The sequence below is a fragment of the Edaphosphingomonas laterariae genome, from assembly GCF_900188165.1.
Lineage (GTDB): Bacteria > Pseudomonadota > Alphaproteobacteria > Sphingomonadales > Sphingomonadaceae > Sphingomonas_E > Sphingomonas_E laterariae.
On the sequence record NZ_FZOS01000010.1, the window covers coordinates 66,360 to 84,413 of the forward strand.

Genomic DNA, 18,054 nt, shown 5'->3' on the forward strand with positions numbered 1-18,054 from the left:
TCGAAACGGCAACGCCAGTATGCGGGGCACCGACGGCGAATGTGGCGACGGGAGCATAAGGGCCGGCGGACACGGCCAAGCCGGCGGGGCGGGCGGGTGGCGCATGGCCGACCCGCCCGGGACGATCAGCCGAGGCCGAGCGCCGCCTTGTAGGTTTCGAGAAGCGCTTCGGCTTCATCGCGGGCATGCTTTTCCATCTTCCGCAGCCGGACGATGGTGCGCATCGTCTTGGCGTCATAGCCCTGGCTCTTGGCTTCCAGATAGACGTCCTTGATGTCGTCCGAAATGCCCTTCTTCTCTTCTTCCAGCCGCTCGATGCGCTCGATGAACAGCCTCAGCTGATCGGCCGCGACATTGGGTTCGCTCATCCGGTCGTTCACTCCTGATTCGATGGAAGCGGAGGCTCTAAAGCGAATCGCGGCCGGATGGAATTATCGAGCGCATCGAAATCGCCTCGGCCCGCCGCAGCCGGACATGCAAACGCCGCCGGCCGCTAGGCCGACGGCGTCGCTCCCCCCAGAAAGAGAGATCAGGCGGCGAGCGCCGGGCGCCGCGCATTCATGCGCATCGCGCCGCCGACCATGCCGAAGCCGGCGATCAGCATCGCCCAGGTCGCCGGTTCCGGCACCGCGCCACCGACGCCGTCTTCGAGCAGCGTGACGGTCGCCGTGACCGTCGGGTTGTGGATCGAGAGACCGGCGAGATCGCTGAAATCGATCTTGTAGGTCACACCACCGACAGTGATCGGCGCGATGTCGTCCCACACCAGCGCACCGCCCGTCAGGACGACACCCTTGGCATACCAGCCGGCACCTTCACTGCTGCCCGCGCCGCCCGGATTCAGGAAAGCGAGCGAAGCTTCCAGCGTCGCGGTGCCGCCGCCGAAAACGCCACCGATGTTGAGGTTGGCGAAGTCGAAGGTGAAGCTGTCACCCTCTTCGAGCGAGAAGGCGCCGGGAAGTCCGGCGAGGCTCGCCGAAAAGGTGGTCCAGCCGAGCTGATCGAAATCGGTGACGACGACCGCGGTGTTGGCGGTGTCGATGTCGAAGGTGACGGCGGCTTCGGCCGGAACGGCGGCGGCCAGGCCGATGCTGACGACGGCGGCGGCTTTGAGGAACATGGACTTCATCTGGAACACTCCCACTGGACAGGTACGCGACCCGATTTTTTCATCGGCGAAGTATCCAGCAAGGACCGTGCCAAGCACGGTATATCTAGCGCTGCGCGTGTGTTAGTTAAGAGACTGTAAACGATTCCGACAGGGGAAGCGGGGCGGCCCCGGCCATCGGGCCGCCCCACCACCGATCATTCCGCCGGGAAGGCCTGGCGCTTACCGCCCAACTTGTGGACGACGCCGTGACGCATCACGAAGTCCACATTTTCCAGCTGCCGGACATCGTCCAGCGGGCTGCCGGCAACGGCGATGATATCGGCATCCTTGCCCGCTTCGATCGTGCCCAGCCGGTCCGACCGGCCGAGCAGATCGGCCGCATCGACGGTGGCGGCGCGGATCGCGGCGTCAGCCGTCATCCCGGCCTGCACCATCAGCGCGAATTCCTGCGCGTTGGTGCCGTGCTTGGACACGCCGGTATCGGTGCCGAAGGCGATCTTCACGCCCGAACGGATGGCGAGCGCATGGCTCTTGGCGGCGGCGGCGGCGGCCGATTCGGCCTTGGAGATCGACGCCGCCGGCAGCGCGCCCGCACGCGCGTTGCGCAGCGCGGTGACGGGGGCGATCATCGTTGGCACCAGATAGGCGCCCTTCGCCTTGAACAGCTTGATCGTATTGTCGTCGAGGAAGCTGCCATGCTCGATCGAATCGACGCCCGCCTCCAGCGCGGTTTCGATCCCTTCTTTGGCATGGGCGTGCGCGGTCGCCTTGCGGCCGAAGCTGTGCGCGGTCTCGACGATCGCCTTCATTTCGTCCGGCGTCATCTGCCGGCCAAGCCCGCCCGCGACGTTGGACAGCACGCCGCCGGTGGCCGCGAACTTGATCGTTTCCGCCCCATCGCGGATTTGCGCGCGCACCGCGCGGCGGCATTCGTCCGCGCCGTCGCAGACATTGGTCTGATGCTGGTGGACCGCCTCATAATAATCGCGGTTGAGGCCGTTGGCGTCGCCATGCCCGCCCGAGATCGAGATCATCCGTCCGGCCGGCACGATCGTCGGCCCCGGCAGATCGCCGGTGTTGATCGCATCGCGCAGCGACGCGATGCCGCGCGGCTCGCCGCCCAGATCGCGCACCGTGGTGAAGCCGGCTTCCAGCGTGATGCGGGCGTGGCGCGCGGCGAGGATCAGTTCGTCCTCATAATCGCGGCCGGGGCTTTCCAGCCGTTCCTTCAGCGGATCGCCATCGCTGTAGAAATGGACGTGCATGTCGATCAGCCCCGGCAGCACGAAGCGATCGCGGAGATCCACCAGTTCCGCCCCGGCTTCGGGCGCGACCAGCCCGTCGCGCACCTCGGCGACCTTGCCGTCGCGCACGATGATCGTCGCCGGCCCGCGCGGGCGGCTGCCCGGCTTGTCGAGCAAAGCGCCCGCCTGGATATAGGTGATGTGGGGCGTCGTCGGCGTCTGCGCCAGCGCGGTTCCGGTGAGCAGCGCGGCAGCGCAGAGCGCCAGCATGGTCTTTCGCATCTAGGGTGATTCCTCCTGTGAAGGCGCGCACCCTAATGCGGGATCGTTTAAGGTTGAAGCGGCTGTGTTGCCGCCCTGTTTTCAACGCGATGGATCGGTGATCGCGGGCGGATCGCTGGCCGGGAAACTGGCGTCGAGGGCATCGTCCAGCTCGGCCTCGATCGCATCGTCCGGCGCCGCCTTGTTTCGCGCGATGCTGGCCTCCATGCGGGCCAGCTGTTCCGGCGTGGCTTCGGCCTGGTGGCGCGTCTTCCATTCGCCATAAGGCATGCCATAGACCATGTACCGCGCGGTTTCACGGTCGAGCGCGCCGTCCGCCGCTTCCTGCACCCAATCGGCCAGACAGTTGCGGCAGAAGCCCGCCAGCCCCATCAGATCGACATTCTGCGCGTCGGTGCGGTGGCCCAGATGGCGGAGCAGCCGGCGGAACGCGGCCGCGGCCACCGCGTCGTCGATCGCATCTTCGGGGCGCGTGACCGTTTCTGTGGGCTTCATGGCGCAAACTCCAAACTTGATCTGTCGCAAATAGGCTCTAACCAGCCCGCTTCATCCTATAGGGAGTAGGTCGTCGTCATGGCCAACAAGTTCGTCCCCGCCGCCCGCGAGCGCAATGTCCGCGTGCTCGCCACGCTGGGGCCGGCCAGCGCGACGCCGGAGATGATCCACAAGCTCTATCTGGCGGGCGCCGACGCGTTCCGCATCAACATGAGCCATGGCGGACATGACGACAAGGCGGCGCTGGTCGCCGCCATCCGCCAGCTTGAGGCCGAGATCGATCGCCCGACGACGATCCTGTTCGACCTGCAGGGGCCGAAGCTGCGCATCGGCACCTTCGCCGGCGATCGGGTGGAACTGAAGACCGGCCAGCGCTTCGTGCTCGATCGCGATCCCGCGCCGGGCGACGCGACCCGCGTCCAGCTGCCCCATCGCGAGATTTTCGAGGCGCTGCGTCCCGGCGCCCGGCTGCTGCTGGACGATGGCAAGCTGGTGTTGCGCGTCACCGATATCGATGACGGCCGGGTGGAAACCACGGTCGAGGTCGGCGGGCCGCTGTCCAACCGCAAGGGCCTGAACGTGCCCGACGTGGTGGTGCCGATGGCCGCGATGACCGACAAGGACCGCAAGGATCTGGCCTTCGCGCTCAGCCAGGGTGCCGACTGGATCGCGCTCAGCTTCGTCCAGCGGCCGGAGGACGTGGCCGAAGCGCGGCGCCTGATCGGCGGCAAGGCCGCGCTGCTCGCCAAGATCGAAAAGCCCGCCGCGCTCGAGCGGCTCGACGAGATTCTCGAACAGGCCGATGCGGTGATGGTGGCGCGCGGCGATCTCGGCGTCGAGCTGCCGCCCGAACGCGTGCCGCCAGCGCAGAAACGCATCGTCGAAACCGCGCGTCGCATGGGCCGTCCGGTCGTGGTGGCCACGCAGATGCTCGAATCGATGATCCAGGCGCCGACGCCCACCCGCGCCGAAGTGTCCGACGTCGCGACCGCCATCTATGACGGCGCCGATGCGGTGATGCTTTCGGCCGAATCGGCGGCGGGCGCCTGGCCCACGGAATCGGTGGCGATGATGAATTCGATCGCCGTCTCGGTCGAAAGCGATCCCGGCTATTCCGCCCGGCTGCACTTCACCGAGACGCCCGCCGATCCCACCACGGCGGACGCGCTGGCCGAAGCCGCCGGCAATATCGCCCGCACGGTTTCCGCCGCCGCGATCATCTGCTTCACCACCTCGGGCTCGACCGCGCGGCGCATCTCGCGCGAGCGGCCGAACGTGCCGCTGCTGGTGCTAACCCCCAGCCTCGCCACCGCCCGCCGGCTCGGCCTGCTTTGGGGGGCGCACGCCGTGCACACCCGCGACGTCGACAGTTTCGAGGAGATGGTCGGCAAGGCCAAGCGCATGGCGCTGCGCCAGGGCATCGCCAAGGCTGGCGATCGCATCATCGTGATGGCGGGCGTGCCGTTCGGAACGCCGGGTTCGACCAATGTGCTCCACGTCGTGCGGCTAACCGGCCACGAACTGAAGGGCCGGGGCGAATAAACCTCACTTGCCAACCAGCACCGGCTTCGCGCGGTAGAGCGCCGGGAACTCCCGGCTCAACGCCGTGATCTTGGGCAGGTCGTTGACGCGGATGTAGAACTGGTCCGGGTGCCGGGTCAGATAATCCTGATGATAGGCCTCGGCCGGGTAGAAGCCCCGATCGGGCTCGATCCGCGTCACGATCGGCCGTGGCCAGGCCTTCGCCTTGCCGAGCTGGGCGATGTAGGCGGCGGCCACCTGCCGCTGCGCCGCCGTCACCGGCACGATCGCCGAACGATATTGCGTGCCGCGATCCGGCCCCTGCCGATTGAGCTGGGTGGGATCGTGGACCACCGAAAAATGGATGCGCAGCAGCGTGCCATAGCTGACGATGCGGGGATCGAACGTGATCCGCACCGCTTCGGCATGGCCCGTCGCCCCCGTGCTGACCCGATCGTAGCTGGCCGTGCCCTTCGTCCCGCCGGCATAGCCCGAAACGGCGGAGGTGACGCCCTTCACATGCTGGAAGACGCCCTGCACGCCCCAGAAGCAGCCACCGGCGAAGATCGCGATTTCGGATCGCGCGGGGGAGGCCGGATCAAGCGTGGGCGGCGGCAGGCGGACGGCGCTTTCCGCCGCGATCGCGGCTGCGGTGTCGGGCCGCGATATCGGCACCAGCACGGCCAGCGCCACGGCTGCGGCCAGGCCGGCGGCAGCAATCTGCACCTTCGGCAGACGGAAATGGGGGCCGGGCATCATTCCTCCTCGCGCAATGGCTGAGGAAGATACGCGCCCGGCCCCCGGAAAGTTACATCACTTGAGCGCGGCGCACGCCTCGGCCAGGCGGTCGCAGGCTTCGGTAAGCACGGTTTCCGACGTGGCATAGCTGACGCGGAAGGCCGGCGAGAGGCCGAAGGCGCCGCCATGGACGGCCGCGACGCGGCCTTCGTCGAGGAAATAGCCGATCAGCATCTCGTCATTCTCGATGACGAGGCCCGCCGGCGTCTTGCGGCCGATCAGGCCCGAAACGTCGGGATAGACGTAGAAGGCGCCTTCCGGGACCGGGCAGTTGATGCCGTCGATCGCGTTCAGCCGGCCGACGACGAGATCGCGGCGGACCTGGAAGGCGCGGGCACGATCCTTGAGGAAGCTCTGGTCGCCGGTCAGCGCCGCGGTCGCCGCCGCCTGCGCGATCGAACAGGGGTTCGACGTCGACTGCGACTGCAGCTTGGCCATCGCCTTGATCAGCCACAGCGGGCCGCCGGCGAAGCCGATGCGCCAGCCGGTCATCGAATAGGCCTTGGAACAGCCATTCACCGTCAGCGTGCGATCATAGAGATCGGGCGCCACCTGGGCGATCGTGGTGAAGTGGAAGTCGTCATAGACGATATGCTCGTACATATCGTCGGCCATCACCCACACATGCGGGTGGCGGCGCAGCACATCGGCCAGCGCCTTGAGCTCGGCTTCGGTGTAAGCCGCGCCCGACGGGTTGGACGGCGAATTGAGCAGCAGCCACTTGGTCTTGGGCGTGATCGCCGCGTCGAGCTGTTCGGGCGTGATCTTATAGGCCTGGGCGGCGCCCGCCTCGATCACCACCGGCACGCCGCCGGCGAAGTTCACGATATCGGGATAGCTCACCCAATAAGGCGCCGGGATGATCACCTCGTCGCCCGGATCGACCGTGGCGACCAGCGCGTTGAACAGGGTGTGCTTGCCGCCCACGTTCACGCTGATCTGGCCGGGTTCGTAGACGAGGCCGTTGTCGCGCTTGAACTTGGTGGCGATCGCCGCCTTCAGCTCGGCTGTGCCGTCGACATTGGTATATTTGGTCTTGCCGCTGTTGATCGCCTCGATCGCGGCGGCCTTCACGAAATCGGGGGTGTCGAAATCGGGCTCGCCGGCCGAAAGGCCAATCACGTCGATGCCCTTCGCCTTCTGCTCCAGAACGCGGCTGGTCATGGCGAGGGTGGCGGACGGCTTGATGCGGCCGAGCGCGGCGGACGTGAAGGTCATGGATCGTGTCCCCAGGATTGAAGGCGGGCGGGCTATACCCCCGCCCCCGCCCCCGCTCAACCGTTGCGGCGCAACATTGGCGAAGAAAATCCCTGCCCGCGTGAAGCCGCGTTTCGCGCGCGGCCCGTCCGGCGCCGGATTCAGTCTGGCGATTCAGTCAGGCAATTAGGTCAGGCGAGGCGCGCCGGGATCAGCCCGCGCAACGCATTGCCGATGAAAAAGCCCTGCGCCAGATCGGCTACGGCCAGATCGCCTTCCACCGCGCGCCCGTCGGCGATCAGCGTGTCGCGCAGCACGCCCGGAAGCAGCCCGCGCGCCAGCGGCGGGGTGACGAGCACGCCATCGCGCTCGACGAAGATGTTGGTGAAGCTGCCTTCGGTCAGCCGGCCGTCGCGATCGTGGAAGACGACCTCGAAACAGTCCGCCACACGGCGGACATCGTCGTAAAAGGCCCGGTCGCTGGTCTTGTGATGCAAGCGCACGTCCTCGGCCACGACCGGCCGGGGGGCGATCCGCACATCGGCGGTGGCGGGCGTGGCGGGCATCGGCCGCACCTCGACCGCGAGCGCGCCCGACGGCGACAGCATCAGCCGCACGCGACGCGCATCGCGCAGCCGGAAGGTGGCGGCCTGCAATTCGTTGCGCGCGCCATGGCGATCGAAGGCGAAATCCAGTGCTTCGGCCGAAGCCTTCATCCGCGAAAGATGGCGTTCCAGTTCGACAAGGCCGGCCATCGGATCGAACCGCATCGTCTCGATCAGGTCGAACGGGCGCGCAGCCGCCGTCACGAACGCGCCTTTCGCCAGGCATTCGCGCCATTCGCCATCCGCCGTCGAATCGGCGACGACGGCCGATCCAAGCCCCAGCTCCGCAACCTTGCTCCCCTGTTCCAGCGCCAGCGTGCGAATGGCGACGTTGAATGCCGCATTGCCCGCCGGATCGAGCCAGCCGATCGACCCTGTATAGGGCCCGCGCGCGTCCGCCTCTACCCCGGCGATGATTTCCATCGCCCGGATTTTGGGCGCGCCGGTTACCGAACCGCAGGGGAAGATCGCCTCGACGACATCCACCGCATCGCGATCCGGCGCCAGCCGCGCGGTGACGGTGGAGGTGAGGGTATGGATGGTCGGATAGGTTTCGACCGTGAACAGTGCCGGCACCGCCACGCTGCCTGCCGCCGCCACGCGCGACAGATCGTTGCGCAGCAGATCGACGATCATCAGATTTTCGGCGCGTTCCTTGGGATCGGCGGCCAGCGCCCCGGCAATCGCCGCATCCGCCATGGCATCGCGTCCGCGCGGCGCGGTGCCCTTCATCGGGCGCGCGACGAGCATGCCATCGTCGAGTTCGAAGAACAGTTCGGGCGAACAGGACAGGAGCCAGTGCCGCCCGGTGAAAACCACCCCGCCCCAGCCGCCATGGCTCGCGCCACGCATCGCCGCGTAGAGCGCCAGCGGATGGCCGGCGAAGGGCACGTCCGCCCGGAAGCTGAGATTCGCCTGATAGATGTCGCCCGCGGCGATATAGTCGCGCACCAGCCCAAAGGCCGCCGCATGATCGGCGCGCGATATGCGCGGGCGGGGGCGCCCCGCCCAGCTTCCCGCCGGATCGGGCAGCAGGCCGGCCACCTCGTCCTGCCGCAATGCCGCGAACCGATCGAACAGGCCGAACCACAACAGCGGCCCGCCGCCAGCACCGGCCGACGCCGGCAGCGCGCCCAGCCGCCCTTCGAGCGCGAGCCCGGCCTCATAAGCGATGAACCCGGCCGCGTGCAGGCCGCGCGCCCGCGCCTGGCGGAGCGCCACCAATGCCGGGCCGACCTCGTCGAGCGTGGCGGCCGCGATCACCTCCACCGGATCGGCATAGAGCCGCGACGGGCCGGCGCCGACGGCACGGGCGTCGTCGAGCAGGATGAAAGGGCGGGCAAGGTCGATCGTCACGCCGCCTGTTGCCGCGCCGGGAGGGCTTTCGTAAACCCCCTGCGATGACCGAAGCCCTGCCCCCGCTCCGCGCCGCGATCGTGCCCGTCACGCCTTTGCAGCAGAATTGCACCCTGATCTGGTGCACGGCCACGATGCGCGGCGCCTTCATCGACGCCGGCGGCGATCTGCCCCGGCTGCAGGCAGCGGCGGAGAAAGCCGGCGTGACGATCGAAAAGCTGCTCGTCACCCACGGCCATATCGATCATTGCGGCGGCACCGGCATTCTGGCCGAACAATTGGGCGTGCCGATCGAAGGCCCGCACGAGGCCGATCGCTTCTGGATCGCGCGGCTGGACGAGGACGGCCGCAATTATGGCATCGAAGGCCGCGTGTTCGAACCGAATCGCTGGCTGGGCGATGGCGACACGGTGACGGTGGGCAATCTCGTGCTCGACGTCATCCATTGCCCGGGCCACACGCCCGGCCATGTCGTCTTCCACCATGCGCCGTCGCAGCTCGCCATCGTCGGCGACGTGCTGTTCCAGGGATCGATCGGTCGCACCGATTTCCCGATGGGCAATCACGCCGATCTGATCGACGCGATCACCCGCAAATTATGGCCGCTGGGCGGCGAGACCGCCTTCGTCTGCGGCCATGGCCCGATGTCGACCTTCGCCCACGAACGGCGCAGCAATCCGTTCGTGGCCGATTCGGTGCTGGCGCGCGGCTGATTCGAATCAGCCGCCGTCGTTTCAGCCAATCACCGTGCTGGTCGCCGCCGCGCCGGGCAGCGCATAGACGATCACCAGCGCATAGATGGCGAGGCCGAGGAGGACGAGCCAGGTCAGGATGATGCCGATCATCCGCGTTTTCGCGGGCTTTTCCAGGCTGTCCATGCCGAAGGCGTGCAGCACGCGCGCGATGACGAAGGCGATGCCGACCAGCCACAGCCACAGCGCCTGCCCCTTGGCCAGTTCGACAAGGCCCAGCAGAATCAGGAAGAAAGGCGCGTTTTCGACATAATTGGCCTGCGCCCGCATCCGCGCCACCAGCAGCGGATGCCCGCCATCGCCGGTCAGCACCTTCGCCGTCGTGCGGACACGGCCGACGCGCATGCCGAGCCAGATATTGATGAACGCCGCAGCCGCGGCGATGGTGAGCGTGATCGGCAGGACGGCCATGCGCCTCTCTTCCCCTGATTTTTGACGGCCGTGTGACTCGCATGGTGCGCGGCGGGTTGCAACATGGGGCGAAATCGCTATAGGGCAGGCCGTTCGCGACGAGCCCGGCCGCTCGGTCCCCACTCACAAGGTGATGGATCGCTGGCGGCGAAACTCGTCGCTTATTTCTTTTTTGCATAGATGGAACAGGTGCCGAGATGGCCGTCCCCAAGAGAAAAACTTCGCCGTCGAAGCGCAACATGCGCCGCAGCCACGATGCGCTTTCGGTCGAATCCTTCCAGGAATGCCCGAACTGCGGCGAACTGAAGCGTCCGCACAACCTGTGCAACGCTTGCGGCCACTATAACGGTCGCGAAGTCATCTCGGTCGAGGCCTGAGCCTAATAGGCTAGGAAGAGGGGGTCATGGCAGGATCGCCGCGAATCGCCATCGACGCGATGGGCGGCGATGGTGGCCCCGCGACCATGGTCGAAGGTGCGAGCATTGCGGCGGCGCGAGACGCGTCGCTGCGCTTCGTGCTGTTCGGCGATGAAACCGCGATTCGCGAACAGCTCTCCCGCCATCCGGCACTCGCCGGGCGGGCAGAGGTGGCGCACGCCCCCGAGGCGATCAGTGGCGAGGACAAGCCTAGCCAGGCGATCCGTCGCGCCAAGACAACGTCGATGGGCCTCGCCATCGCGGCGGTGAAGGCGCATGCCGCCGATGCGGCGGTTTCCGCCGGCAATACCGGCGCGCTGATGGCGATGTCCAAGCTCGCCTTGCGCACGATGAAGGGCATCGACCGGCCGGCGCTGGCCGCCTTGCTGCCCACCGTCGGCGATACCGATCTCGTCATGCTCGATCTCGGCGCCAATACCGAGTGCGACGCCCGCAACCTCGTCGAGTTCGCGGTGATGGGCGCGGCCTATTCGCGCTGCGCGCTCGGCATCGAGCGGCCCCGCGTGCGCCTGCTCAACATCGGCACCGAAGAGTTGAAAGGCACCGACGAGCTGCGCGATGCCGCCGCTCGCCTGCGCGCCGAGGATCACCTCCATCTCCGCTTCGAAGGCTTTATCGAAAGCGATCGGCTGGGCCGCGGCGAAACCGATGTCGTCGTCACCGACGGCTTTTCGGGCAATATCGCGCTCAAGACGATGGAAGGCACCGCGCGCTTCGTCACCGACCTCTTGCGCCGCGCCTTCACCAGCTCGCTGCGTTCGAAAATCGGTTTCCTGATCTCGCGCCCGGCAACCGAATTGCTGCGCCACCATCTCGATCCCAACAATCATAATGGCGCAGTGTTTCTGGGCCTCAACGGCGTGGTTGTAAAAAGCCATGGCGGAGCCAATGTACAAGGTGTGGCGAATGCAATCGGCGTGGCGGCAAGTCTCGTGAAGAACGATCTCGGTCGCAGGATTGCAGAGGATCTCGATCAGATCCGCGCCCATGAGGCAGCGGCATGACCCGACGGGCGATCATTGCAGGCAGCGGTTCGGCGCTCCCGCAGCGTCGCGTTTCCAACGCCGAGCTGGCGGAAACCGTCGACACTTCGGACGCGTGGATCGTCGAGCGGACGGGCATCCGCTTCCGCCACATCGCGGGTGAAGGCGAAACCACGGCGACGCTGGCGACCGATGCATCGCGGCGCGCGCTGGAGGCCGCCGGCATGGCCGCCACCGATATCGACCTGATCGTGCTCGCCACCGCGACGCCGGATCAGACCTTCCCCGCCACCGCGACCAAGGTTCAGGCCGCGCTCGGCATCAATGATTGCGTCGCCTTCGACGTGCAGGCGGTCTGCTCGGGCTTCCTCTACGCGCTGTCGGTGGCCGACAGCATGATCCGCGCGGGCGGCGCCCGCAACGCGCTGGTGATCGGCGCGGAAACCTTCAGCCGCATCCTCGACTGGGAAGACCGCACCACCTGCGTGCTCTTTGGCGACGGCGCCGGCGCCGTGGTGCTGAAGGCCCAGGACGACAGCGAATCGGGCATCCTCTCGGTCCAGCTGCACGCCGACGGCCGGCACAACCAGCTCCTCTATGTCGATGGCGGCCCGTCGACCACGCAGACCGTGGGCAAGGTGCGGATGAAGGGGCCGGAGGTGTTCAAGCACGCCGTCGTCAACCTCGCCTCCGTGCTCGGCGAAGCATTGGCCAAGGCCGGCCTTTCGGTCGCCGATGTCGACTGGGTGGTGCCGCACCAGGCCAACCGCCGCATCCTCGACGCCACCGCCCGCAAGCTCGGCCTTTCGCCCGACAAGGTGGTGATGACGGTCGATCAGCACGCCAACACTTCCGCCGCATCGGTGCCGCTGGCACTCGACACCGCGATCCGCGACGGCCGCATCAAGCGCGGCGATCTGCTGATCCTGGAAGCGATGGGCGGCGGCTTCACCTGGGGGGCCGCGGCGGTCCGTTACTGACGGCCGGCGCGCCGCAAAATCAGGTCTTTGCGCATAAAGCCGCGAGGAGTATGGTTAAGTCCCACGGACTTAACGAAGGGGACGTTGATGACCGAGGCAGCGACGCTGACCAGAGCGGACCTGGCTGAAGCCGTTCACCGCAACATCGGCCTTTCCCGGGCCGAGTCGGCGGGGATGGTGGAACAGATACTCGACCGGATGAGCCAGGCGCTCGAACGTGGCGAGAACGTGAAAATCTCCGGCTTCGGCAGCTTCGTGCTGCGCGATAAGGGCCAGCGCATGGGGCGCAACCCCAAGACCGGCGTCGAAGTGCCGATCGCACCTCGCCGCGTGCTGACCTTCCGTGCCAGCCAGATGATGCGTGATCGCATCGTCAAGGCCGGCTGACGGACGGAACGATAAAGGCGATCGCGTGGCCAAGGCGGACAATGCCTTCCGCACGATCGGCGAAGTGGCGGACGAGCTGGGCATAGCGCAGCATGTGCTGCGCTATTGGGAAACGCGTTTCCCCCAGCTTCGTCCGCTGCAGCGCGCCGGCAACCGGCGCTATTACCGCCCGGCCGATGTGGCGCTCGTCCGCCGCATCCACACGCTGCTGAACAGCGAAGGCTATACGATCCGCGGCGTCCAGCAATTGCTGCGCAGCGGCGATGCGGAAACCCCGCAACAGGCGAGCCCCGTGCCGCCGCCACCTGCGGCCGATCTGATCCCGGCCCTCGAAGCGATCCGCGACGAACTCCACGCGGCCCTCGCCGCGCAATAAGGCTCTGCGTCGCGGCTCACCAGCGACCTGAACGCTTGCTCCGCTACCCACCCTGCTCGATACCGGATGCACAATCACGGGTTGGCGGGACCGGCGATGAAGGTGGGCATAAGCGGACTGAATCATGTCACGATCGCCGTTGCCGATCTCGATCGATCGCTGCATTTCTATCGCGACATTCTCGGCTGCACCGTGCGCGCCCTGTGGGCTGACGGCGCGTATCTTGAAGCAGGGTCGCTCTGGCTCTGCCTGTCCCGCGACGATGATGCGCGATCATCCCCGCACGCGGATTATACCCATATTGCCTTCAGTGTATCGGAAGCCGACTACGGCCCTCTGAGCGCGCGGCTGGCCGCCGAATGCGTGATCTGGAAGGACAATAAGAGCGAAGGCGCCTCCACCTATTTCCTCGATCCCGATGGGCATAAGCTCGAAATCCATCGTGGATCGCTGGAAACGAGGCTGTCTTATTATCGCGACAACCCGGCCAAGGGCGTGCGAGTTTTCGACATCTGACGCGGGTCGGCACAAGTCTCCGCCGATCAAGGCGTCTCTGTCCGGCACGCGCGCCTTTTTCATGTCGGACGAGGCCGTCGGTGTCAGCCCCCTCCCACCCGATATCACGCCAGCCTGCCCCGCCCATCGCGCTATCGGGCCCGGCGGCAAAACACCGCCGGGCCCGTCATCGCCATCGCCTTATTGCCGTGCCATGGCGGATTTCAGATAGGCTTGGATGAGCTCGTCCTTGTCCTCCAGCGGTTCGCCGGTCACGTCGACCAGCGCCTTGTGGATCGTGCCGGTGAAGGCGAAGGGCGGCTTATATTCGTCCGCCAGCATCACCGGCGAACCATTGTCGCTGCCCACGCACACGCCGGCACCCAGACCCAGTTGGATCGGGATCGTGACCGGCATGTCGCCCTGCCCGACCTGCTTGCCATCGACCAGCAGCTTCACCGTCGCCGGCGTGCCCTTGCCCTTGGCCAGATCGGGTTTGCCGGTGGGGGTGAATTCGAAGCTCAGCACATGGTCGCCAGCCGGCACGTCGCTGTCGGAGACCACCTTGAAACGCTGGTCCGCGACATAATTATAGCCGTAGATGAGTTTGCCGCCCTTTACATAGAGCACGAAGCCGCCGTCATTTCCGCCCATGGTGAACACGGCGCCCTCGGCCCCGTCCTTGGGCATGGTGACATGCACCGACACCGAATGGGCGACATTCAGCACGCGCGGCGCGGCGTTGCCCGGCACGACCTGGGTTCCCGGATAATAGATATATTTGGTGCGGCCGACCGCGATCTGCGGGCGCGGTTCGCCCAGCCGCAACGTGCCGCGGCTGTCGATCGGCAGCACATTATATTTGCCGGCCTCGGCATACCACATGCCGATCATCTCGATCAGGCGGGCGCGTTCCTTGTCCGCCAGATTGCTGGTTTCGGCCGGATCCTTGGCGAGGTTGTAAAGCTCCCACCCTTCGGCATCGAGCTTGGTGAGCATGTCATGATCGAGCGGATCGCCAAAGCTGCGCCCGCTTTCGACGAAGGATATGCCCGGCCACGGGCACACCGCGCGCCAGCCGTCATGGTAGAGCGACCGGTGCCCGAACATCTCGAAATATTGGGTCTTGTGCAGCCCTTCGGCCTTGGCGTCGTCGAAGGTGTTTTTCAGGCTGAACCCTTCGATCGGGGCCTGGGTGACGCCACGGATCGCGGCCGGCGGCTCCACCCCGCAGCAATCGAGCGCGGTCGGCACCAGATCGATCGCATGGCAGAATTGCGTGCGGATCTCGCCCTTGGCCTTGATGCCCTTTGGCCAGCTGACGATGAACGGATCGGATACGCCGCCGCGATAGGTTTCGCGTTTCCAGCGGCGGAAGGGCGTGTTGCCCGCGTGGGTCCAGCCCCAGGGGAAGTGGTTGAAATATTTCGGGCCGCCAATGTCGTCGATCGCCGCCAGATTCTGCTCCAGATCGTCCGGCACATTGTTGAAGAACTTGTTCTCGTTCACCGAACCGGAAGGCCCACCCTCGGCGCTCGACCCATTGTCGGAAACCAGCATGATCAGCGTGTTGTCATATTCGCCGATCTCCTTCAGGAACGCGATCAGCTCGCCGATATAATGGTCGGTATGTTCCAGGAAGCCGGCGAACACCTCCATCATCCGGGCATATAGCCTGCGTTCATTTTCGGGCAGCTTGCCCCAGTCCTGCACGTCGGGATCGTGGCGGGAAAGCTCGGCATCCTTGGTCACCAGCCCCATCTTCTTCTGCCGGGCAAATGTCTCCTCGCGATAGGCATCCCAGCCGCCGTCGAACTTGCCCTTATATTTGTCGGCCCATTCCTTGGGCACATGGTGCGGTGCGTGCTGCGCGCCGGTGCAGAAATACATGTAGAAGGGCTTTTGCGGCGCGACCTGCTTGGCATCGGCGATCATCGCCTTGGCCTGCGCCACCAGATCGGGGGTCAGGTGATAGCCTTCCTCCGGCGTCTTTTCGGGCTCGGTCTGCGTGTTGTCGCGCACCAGTTCGGGATAATATTGGTGCGTGTCGCCCCCCAGGAAGCCGTAATAGCGTTCGAACCCGCGCCCCAGCGGCCAGCGATTATAGGGCCCGGCGGCGGACGTCTGCTCGGTCGGCGTCAGGTGCCACTTGCCGATGGCATAGGTGTTATAGCCCTGTTCCAGCAGGATTTCGGAGATGAAGCCGTTTTCGAACGGGATGATGCCGTTGCCGCCGGGAAAGCCGGTCGATCCTTCGGTGATGCACGACATGCCGTTCGAATGATGGTTGCGCCCGGTGATGAAGCAGGAGCGCGAGGGCGAACAGAGCGCCGTCGTGTGCATATTGGCGTAACGCAGCCCATCGGCGGCGAGCGCGTCGATATTGGGCGTGTGGATCGGGCTGCCATAACAGCCGAGATGGCCGAAGCCGGTATCGTCGAGGATGATGAACAGCACGTTCGGCATGCCTTCCTTCGCGCGCAGCGGCGCGGGCCAGGACGGCTCCGAAACATCGAAGGTTCGGCCGATCACACCGTTAAATGCCTGTCCGGCCGAATATTCCTTGAGCGCCATGATCATCCTCCGCATCAAAAAGATCGGATCGGCGAACCGCCACACGTCGGTTGGGATGCGCAACGACTCGACGCTGCCCCGCACGGCCGATCGGCGGGGCACGCTAACCCGCGTGCCAAGGCCGCGCCCATCGGTGACAACCCTGACCGCGCCTGAGGGCGGTCGATCACGCGCGGCCGCCGATGCCCTTGGCTGGGGTGGCCGGGGATTGTGGGCTATAGCGCGGCCATGGAACCCTTTGTTTCGCGCGCCTTCACCCGCCTCGCCCCCGATGGCCGTCGCGAGCCCGCCACGCGCCGGATCGCGCTCGAAACCCCGATCGCGATCGAGGTGAACGGCCTCGGCTATGCCGTGATGATGGCGAGCCCCGTCGACCTCGCCGATTTCGCCTTCGGCTTCTGCCATGCCGAACGGCTGATCGACACCGCCGCCGATATCGTCGACATCGCCACCCACGCGCATGATCGCGGCGTCATCCTGCGCGTCACGCTGATCCCCGAACGCGCGGACCGCGTGGTCGATCGCGTCCGCCACCGCGTCTCCGAATCCTCCTGCGGGCTGTGCGGCCTGGAAAATCTGGAACAGGCGCTGCGCCCGCTGCCGCGCGTCACCGCGATATCCAGCATCGGCGAACCCGCCCTGTTCGCCGCCCTTGCCGAACTGGGCGCCAATCAGCCGATCAACCGGGCCACCAACGCCACCCACGCCGCGGCCCTGCTTTCGGCCGATGGCGCGATCCGCCTGGTGCGCGAGGATGTCGGCCGTCACAACGCCTTCGACAAGCTGATCGGCGCGATGCTGGCCGGGGGGCTGGACTGGGCTGGCGGCGCCGCGCTGCTCACCGCGCGCTGTTCGTTCGAACTGGTCGAAAAAGCCGTGCTCGCCAACTGCCCGCTGCTCGTCACCATCTCCGCGCCGACCAGCCTCGCGCTCGATCGCGCGGAGGCCGCGGGCCTCAGGCTCATCACCCTCGCCCGGCCGGATGCCGCGCTGGAAGCGGGGGCGGCGACGGGCTAGAAGCCGGGGCATGACTCACGCCAGCTTCCCCGCCCTCCGCCTCCGCCGCACCCGTGCCACCGCCTGGAGCCGCGCGCTCGTCGCCGAGACGCACCTGTCGCCCGCGCACCTGATCTGGCCGCTGTTCGTGACCGAAGGCACGGGCGTCACCGATCCGGTGAGCACGCTGCCCGGCGTGTCGCGCCATTCGGTCGATCGCATCGGCGCGGTAGCGAAGGAAGCGAAGGCGCTCGGCATCGGCTGCATCGCCTTGTTCCCCAACACGCCGCGCGAGCTGCGCACCGATGACGGGCGCGAGGCGCTGAACCCCGACAATCTGATGTGCCGCGCAATCCGGGCGATCAAGGATGCGGTGCCCGATATCGGCGTGCTGACCGATGTCGCGCTCGACCCTTATACCGCGCACGGGCATGACGGGCTGGTCGACGCGACCGGCTATGTGCTGAACGACGAAACGAGCGAACTGCTCGTCGCGCAGGCGATCGTCCAGGCGGAAGCGGGGGCGGATATCGTGGCCCCGTCCGACATGATGGACGGGCGCGTCGGCGCGATCCGGCAGGCGCTGGAACGCGAAGGCCATCGCAACGTCCAGATCATGGCCTATTCGGCCAAATATGCGAGCGCCTTCTATGGCCCGTTCCGCGATGCAGTCGGTTCCGGCGGGCTGCTGAAGGGCGACAAGCGCGCTTACCAGATGGATTATGCCAATGCGGAAGAAGCGCTGCGCGAAGTGGCGCTCGATCTGGCCGAAGGCGCCGACAGCGTGATGGTGAAGCCCGGCCTGCCCTATCTGGACATCGTGCGCCGCGTGAAGGAGCGGTTCGAGGTGCCTGTCTTCGCCTATCAGGTGTCCGGCGAATATGCGATGATCGAGGCCGCCGTCGCTGCCGGCGCGGGCGACCGCGACGCGCTGGTGATCGAAACGCTGACGGCCTTCCGCCGCGCCGGCTGTTCGGGCGTGCTGACCTACCACGCCCACCACGCCGCGCGCCTGCTTGGCGCCTGATCCCAATCGCACACGCCCCTTGGAGAC

General features: G+C 66.5%; 19 protein-coding genes. 10 read left to right on the plus strand and 9 right to left on the minus strand.

Annotated features, from left to right (window positions below; genetic code table 11):
* Positions 1-125 precede the first annotated feature (125 nt).
* The 4 genes from CHB74_RS10950 to CHB74_RS10965 form a co-directional block, all read right to left on the minus strand.
* Positions 126-368 carry a DUF2312 domain-containing protein gene (locus CHB74_RS10950; RefSeq protein ID WP_089219680.1) on the minus strand — a complete coding sequence of 81 codons (243 nt, stop codon included), beginning with the start codon at positions 366-368 and terminating at the stop codon, positions 126-128.
* Positions 369-529: 161 nt separating this feature from the next.
* On the minus strand, positions 530-1,129 hold the full coding sequence (locus CHB74_RS10955) for a PEPxxWA-CTERM sorting domain-containing protein (RefSeq protein WP_245842834.1): 600 nt from the start codon (positions 1,127-1,129) through the stop codon (positions 530-532).
* Between the two features lie 176 nt (positions 1,130-1,305).
* The gene (locus CHB74_RS10960) at positions 1,306-2,637 is read right to left on the minus strand and encodes a metal-dependent hydrolase family protein (protein ID WP_089219681.1); all 1,332 of its coding nucleotides are present in this window, start codon (positions 2,635-2,637) and stop codon (positions 1,306-1,308) included.
* 81 nt (positions 2,638-2,718) lie between these two features.
* Positions 2,719-3,132, minus strand: coding sequence for a DUF1244 domain-containing protein (locus CHB74_RS10965; RefSeq protein ID WP_089219682.1), 414 nt, complete (start codon positions 3,130-3,132; stop codon positions 2,719-2,721).
* A 78-nt stretch (positions 3,133-3,210) separates the two neighbouring features.
* On the opposite strand from CHB74_RS10965, the gene pyk reads away from it, so the two are divergent.
* Complete coding sequence (gene pyk, locus CHB74_RS10970) at positions 3,211-4,674, plus strand: pyruvate kinase (protein ID WP_089219683.1); 1,464 nt, start codon at positions 3,211-3,213, stop codon at positions 4,672-4,674.
* A 3-nt stretch (positions 4,675-4,677) separates the two neighbouring features.
* Here the strand turns inward: pyk and msrA are convergent, their stop codons facing one another.
* The 3 genes from msrA to pabB form a co-directional block, all read right to left on the minus strand.
* Positions 4,678-5,409, minus strand: coding sequence for a peptide-methionine (S)-S-oxide reductase MsrA (gene msrA, locus CHB74_RS10975; RefSeq protein WP_089219750.1), 732 nt, complete (start codon positions 5,407-5,409; stop codon positions 4,678-4,680).
* Between the two features lie 57 nt (positions 5,410-5,466).
* Complete coding sequence (locus CHB74_RS10980; RefSeq protein ID WP_089219684.1) at positions 5,467-6,669, minus strand: pyridoxal phosphate-dependent aminotransferase; 1,203 nt, start codon at positions 6,667-6,669, stop codon at positions 5,467-5,469.
* 170 nt (positions 6,670-6,839) lie between these two features.
* Positions 6,840-8,609 (minus strand): aminodeoxychorismate synthase component I, encoded by a 1,770-nt coding sequence (pabB, locus tag CHB74_RS10985; protein ID WP_089219685.1) that lies wholly within the window; start codon positions 8,607-8,609, stop codon positions 6,840-6,842.
* Positions 8,610-8,653: 44 nt separating this feature from the next.
* On the opposite strand from pabB, the gene CHB74_RS10990 reads away from it, so the two are divergent.
* Complete coding sequence (locus tag CHB74_RS10990; RefSeq protein WP_089219686.1) at positions 8,654-9,322, plus strand: MBL fold metallo-hydrolase; 669 nt, start codon at positions 8,654-8,656, stop codon at positions 9,320-9,322.
* Positions 9,323-9,343: 21 nt separating this feature from the next.
* On the opposite strand, the gene CHB74_RS10995 is transcribed toward CHB74_RS10990, so the two are convergent.
* Positions 9,344-9,772 (minus strand): MAPEG family protein, encoded by a 429-nt coding sequence (locus CHB74_RS10995; protein WP_089219687.1) that lies wholly within the window; start codon positions 9,770-9,772, stop codon positions 9,344-9,346.
* A 197-nt stretch (positions 9,773-9,969) separates the two neighbouring features.
* Here CHB74_RS10995 and rpmF point away from each other — a divergent pair, with 197 nt between their 5' ends.
* From rpmF to CHB74_RS11025, 6 genes are all read left to right on the plus strand, one after another.
* Positions 9,970-10,149 (plus strand): 50S ribosomal protein L32, encoded by a 180-nt coding sequence (gene rpmF, locus CHB74_RS11000; RefSeq protein ID WP_089219688.1) that lies wholly within the window; start codon positions 9,970-9,972, stop codon positions 10,147-10,149.
* 26 nt (positions 10,150-10,175) lie between these two features.
* The gene (gene plsX / locus CHB74_RS11005) at positions 10,176-11,213 is read left to right on the plus strand and encodes a phosphate acyltransferase PlsX (RefSeq protein ID WP_089219689.1); all 1,038 of its coding nucleotides are present in this window, start codon (positions 10,176-10,178) and stop codon (positions 11,211-11,213) included.
* Entirely contained in the window at positions 11,210-12,172 is a 963-nt protein-coding gene (locus tag CHB74_RS11010; protein WP_089219690.1) for a beta-ketoacyl-ACP synthase III, read from the plus strand. The genes plsX and CHB74_RS11010 overlap by 4 nt, the downstream gene beginning before the upstream one ends.
* A gap of 87 nt (positions 12,173-12,259) precedes the next feature.
* Positions 12,260-12,559 carry an integration host factor subunit alpha gene (locus CHB74_RS11015; RefSeq protein ID WP_089219691.1) on the plus strand — a complete coding sequence of 100 codons (300 nt, stop codon included), beginning with the start codon at positions 12,260-12,262 and terminating at the stop codon, positions 12,557-12,559.
* A gap of 25 nt (positions 12,560-12,584) precedes the next feature.
* Entirely contained in the window at positions 12,585-12,935 is a 351-nt protein-coding gene (locus CHB74_RS11020; protein ID WP_089219692.1) for a MerR family transcriptional regulator, read from the plus strand.
* Between the two features lie 96 nt (positions 12,936-13,031).
* Positions 13,032-13,451, plus strand: coding sequence for a VOC family protein (locus CHB74_RS11025; protein WP_089219693.1), 420 nt, complete (start codon positions 13,032-13,034; stop codon positions 13,449-13,451).
* Positions 13,452-13,631: 180 nt separating this feature from the next.
* Here the strand turns inward: CHB74_RS11025 and CHB74_RS11030 are convergent, their stop codons facing one another.
* Positions 13,632-16,004: an arylsulfatase gene (locus CHB74_RS11030; protein WP_089219751.1), complete on the minus strand. Its 2,373-nt coding sequence runs from the start codon at positions 16,002-16,004 to the stop codon at positions 13,632-13,634.
* Positions 16,005-16,232: 228 nt separating this feature from the next.
* Between CHB74_RS11030 and fdhD the strand changes: the two genes are divergently transcribed.
* Complete coding sequence (gene fdhD / locus CHB74_RS11035; RefSeq protein ID WP_089219694.1) at positions 16,233-17,021, plus strand: formate dehydrogenase accessory sulfurtransferase FdhD; 789 nt, start codon at positions 16,233-16,235, stop codon at positions 17,019-17,021.
* Between the two features lie 10 nt (positions 17,022-17,031).
* On the plus strand, positions 17,032-18,027 hold the full coding sequence (hemB, locus tag CHB74_RS11040) for a porphobilinogen synthase (protein WP_089219695.1): 996 nt from the start codon (positions 17,032-17,034) through the stop codon (positions 18,025-18,027).
* The last annotated feature ends 27 nt before the right edge of the window (positions 18,028-18,054 follow it).

What these genes read in the sequence shown, in the direction of transcription:
- CHB74_RS10950 (WP_089219680.1), bottom strand. Translation starts at nt 368, where the DNA reads ATGAGCGAACCCAATGTCGCGGCCGATCAGCTGAGGCTGTTCATCGAG.
- CHB74_RS10955 (WP_245842834.1), bottom strand. Translation starts at nt 1,129, where the DNA reads ATGAAGTCCATGTTCCTCAAAGCCGCCGCCGTCGTCAGCATCGGCCTG.
- CHB74_RS10960 (WP_089219681.1), bottom strand. Translation starts at nt 2,637, where the DNA reads ATGCGAAAGACCATGCTGGCGCTCTGCGCTGCCGCGCTGCTCACCGGA.
- CHB74_RS10965 (WP_089219682.1), bottom strand. Translation starts at nt 3,132, where the DNA reads ATGAAGCCCACAGAAACGGTCACGCGCCCCGAAGATGCGATCGACGAC.
- pyk (WP_089219683.1), top strand. Translation starts at nt 3,211, where the DNA reads ATGGCCAACAAGTTCGTCCCCGCCGCCCGCGAGCGCAATGTCCGCGTG.
- msrA (WP_089219750.1), bottom strand. Translation starts at nt 5,409, where the DNA reads ATGCCCGGCCCCCATTTCCGTCTGCCGAAGGTGCAGATTGCTGCCGCC.
- CHB74_RS10980 (WP_089219684.1), bottom strand. Translation starts at nt 6,669, where the DNA reads ATGACCTTCACGTCCGCCGCGCTCGGCCGCATCAAGCCGTCCGCCACC.
- CHB74_RS10990 (WP_089219686.1), top strand. Translation starts at nt 8,654, where the DNA reads ATGACCGAAGCCCTGCCCCCGCTCCGCGCCGCGATCGTGCCCGTCACG.
- CHB74_RS10995 (WP_089219687.1), bottom strand. Translation starts at nt 9,772, where the DNA reads ATGGCCGTCCTGCCGATCACGCTCACCATCGCCGCGGCTGCGGCGTTC.
- rpmF (WP_089219688.1), top strand. Translation starts at nt 9,970, where the DNA reads ATGGCCGTCCCCAAGAGAAAAACTTCGCCGTCGAAGCGCAACATGCGC.
- plsX (WP_089219689.1), top strand. Translation starts at nt 10,176, where the DNA reads ATGGCAGGATCGCCGCGAATCGCCATCGACGCGATGGGCGGCGATGGT.
- CHB74_RS11010 (WP_089219690.1), top strand. Translation starts at nt 11,210, where the DNA reads ATGACCCGACGGGCGATCATTGCAGGCAGCGGTTCGGCGCTCCCGCAG.
- CHB74_RS11015 (WP_089219691.1), top strand. Translation starts at nt 12,260, where the DNA reads ATGACCGAGGCAGCGACGCTGACCAGAGCGGACCTGGCTGAAGCCGTT.
- CHB74_RS11025 (WP_089219693.1), top strand. Translation starts at nt 13,032, where the DNA reads ATGAAGGTGGGCATAAGCGGACTGAATCATGTCACGATCGCCGTTGCC.
- CHB74_RS11030 (WP_089219751.1), bottom strand. Translation starts at nt 16,004, where the DNA reads ATGGCGCTCAAGGAATATTCGGCCGGACAGGCATTTAACGGTGTGATC.
- fdhD (WP_089219694.1), top strand. Translation starts at nt 16,233, where the DNA reads ATGGAACCCTTTGTTTCGCGCGCCTTCACCCGCCTCGCCCCCGATGGC.
- hemB (WP_089219695.1), top strand. Translation starts at nt 17,032, where the DNA reads ATGACTCACGCCAGCTTCCCCGCCCTCCGCCTCCGCCGCACCCGTGCC.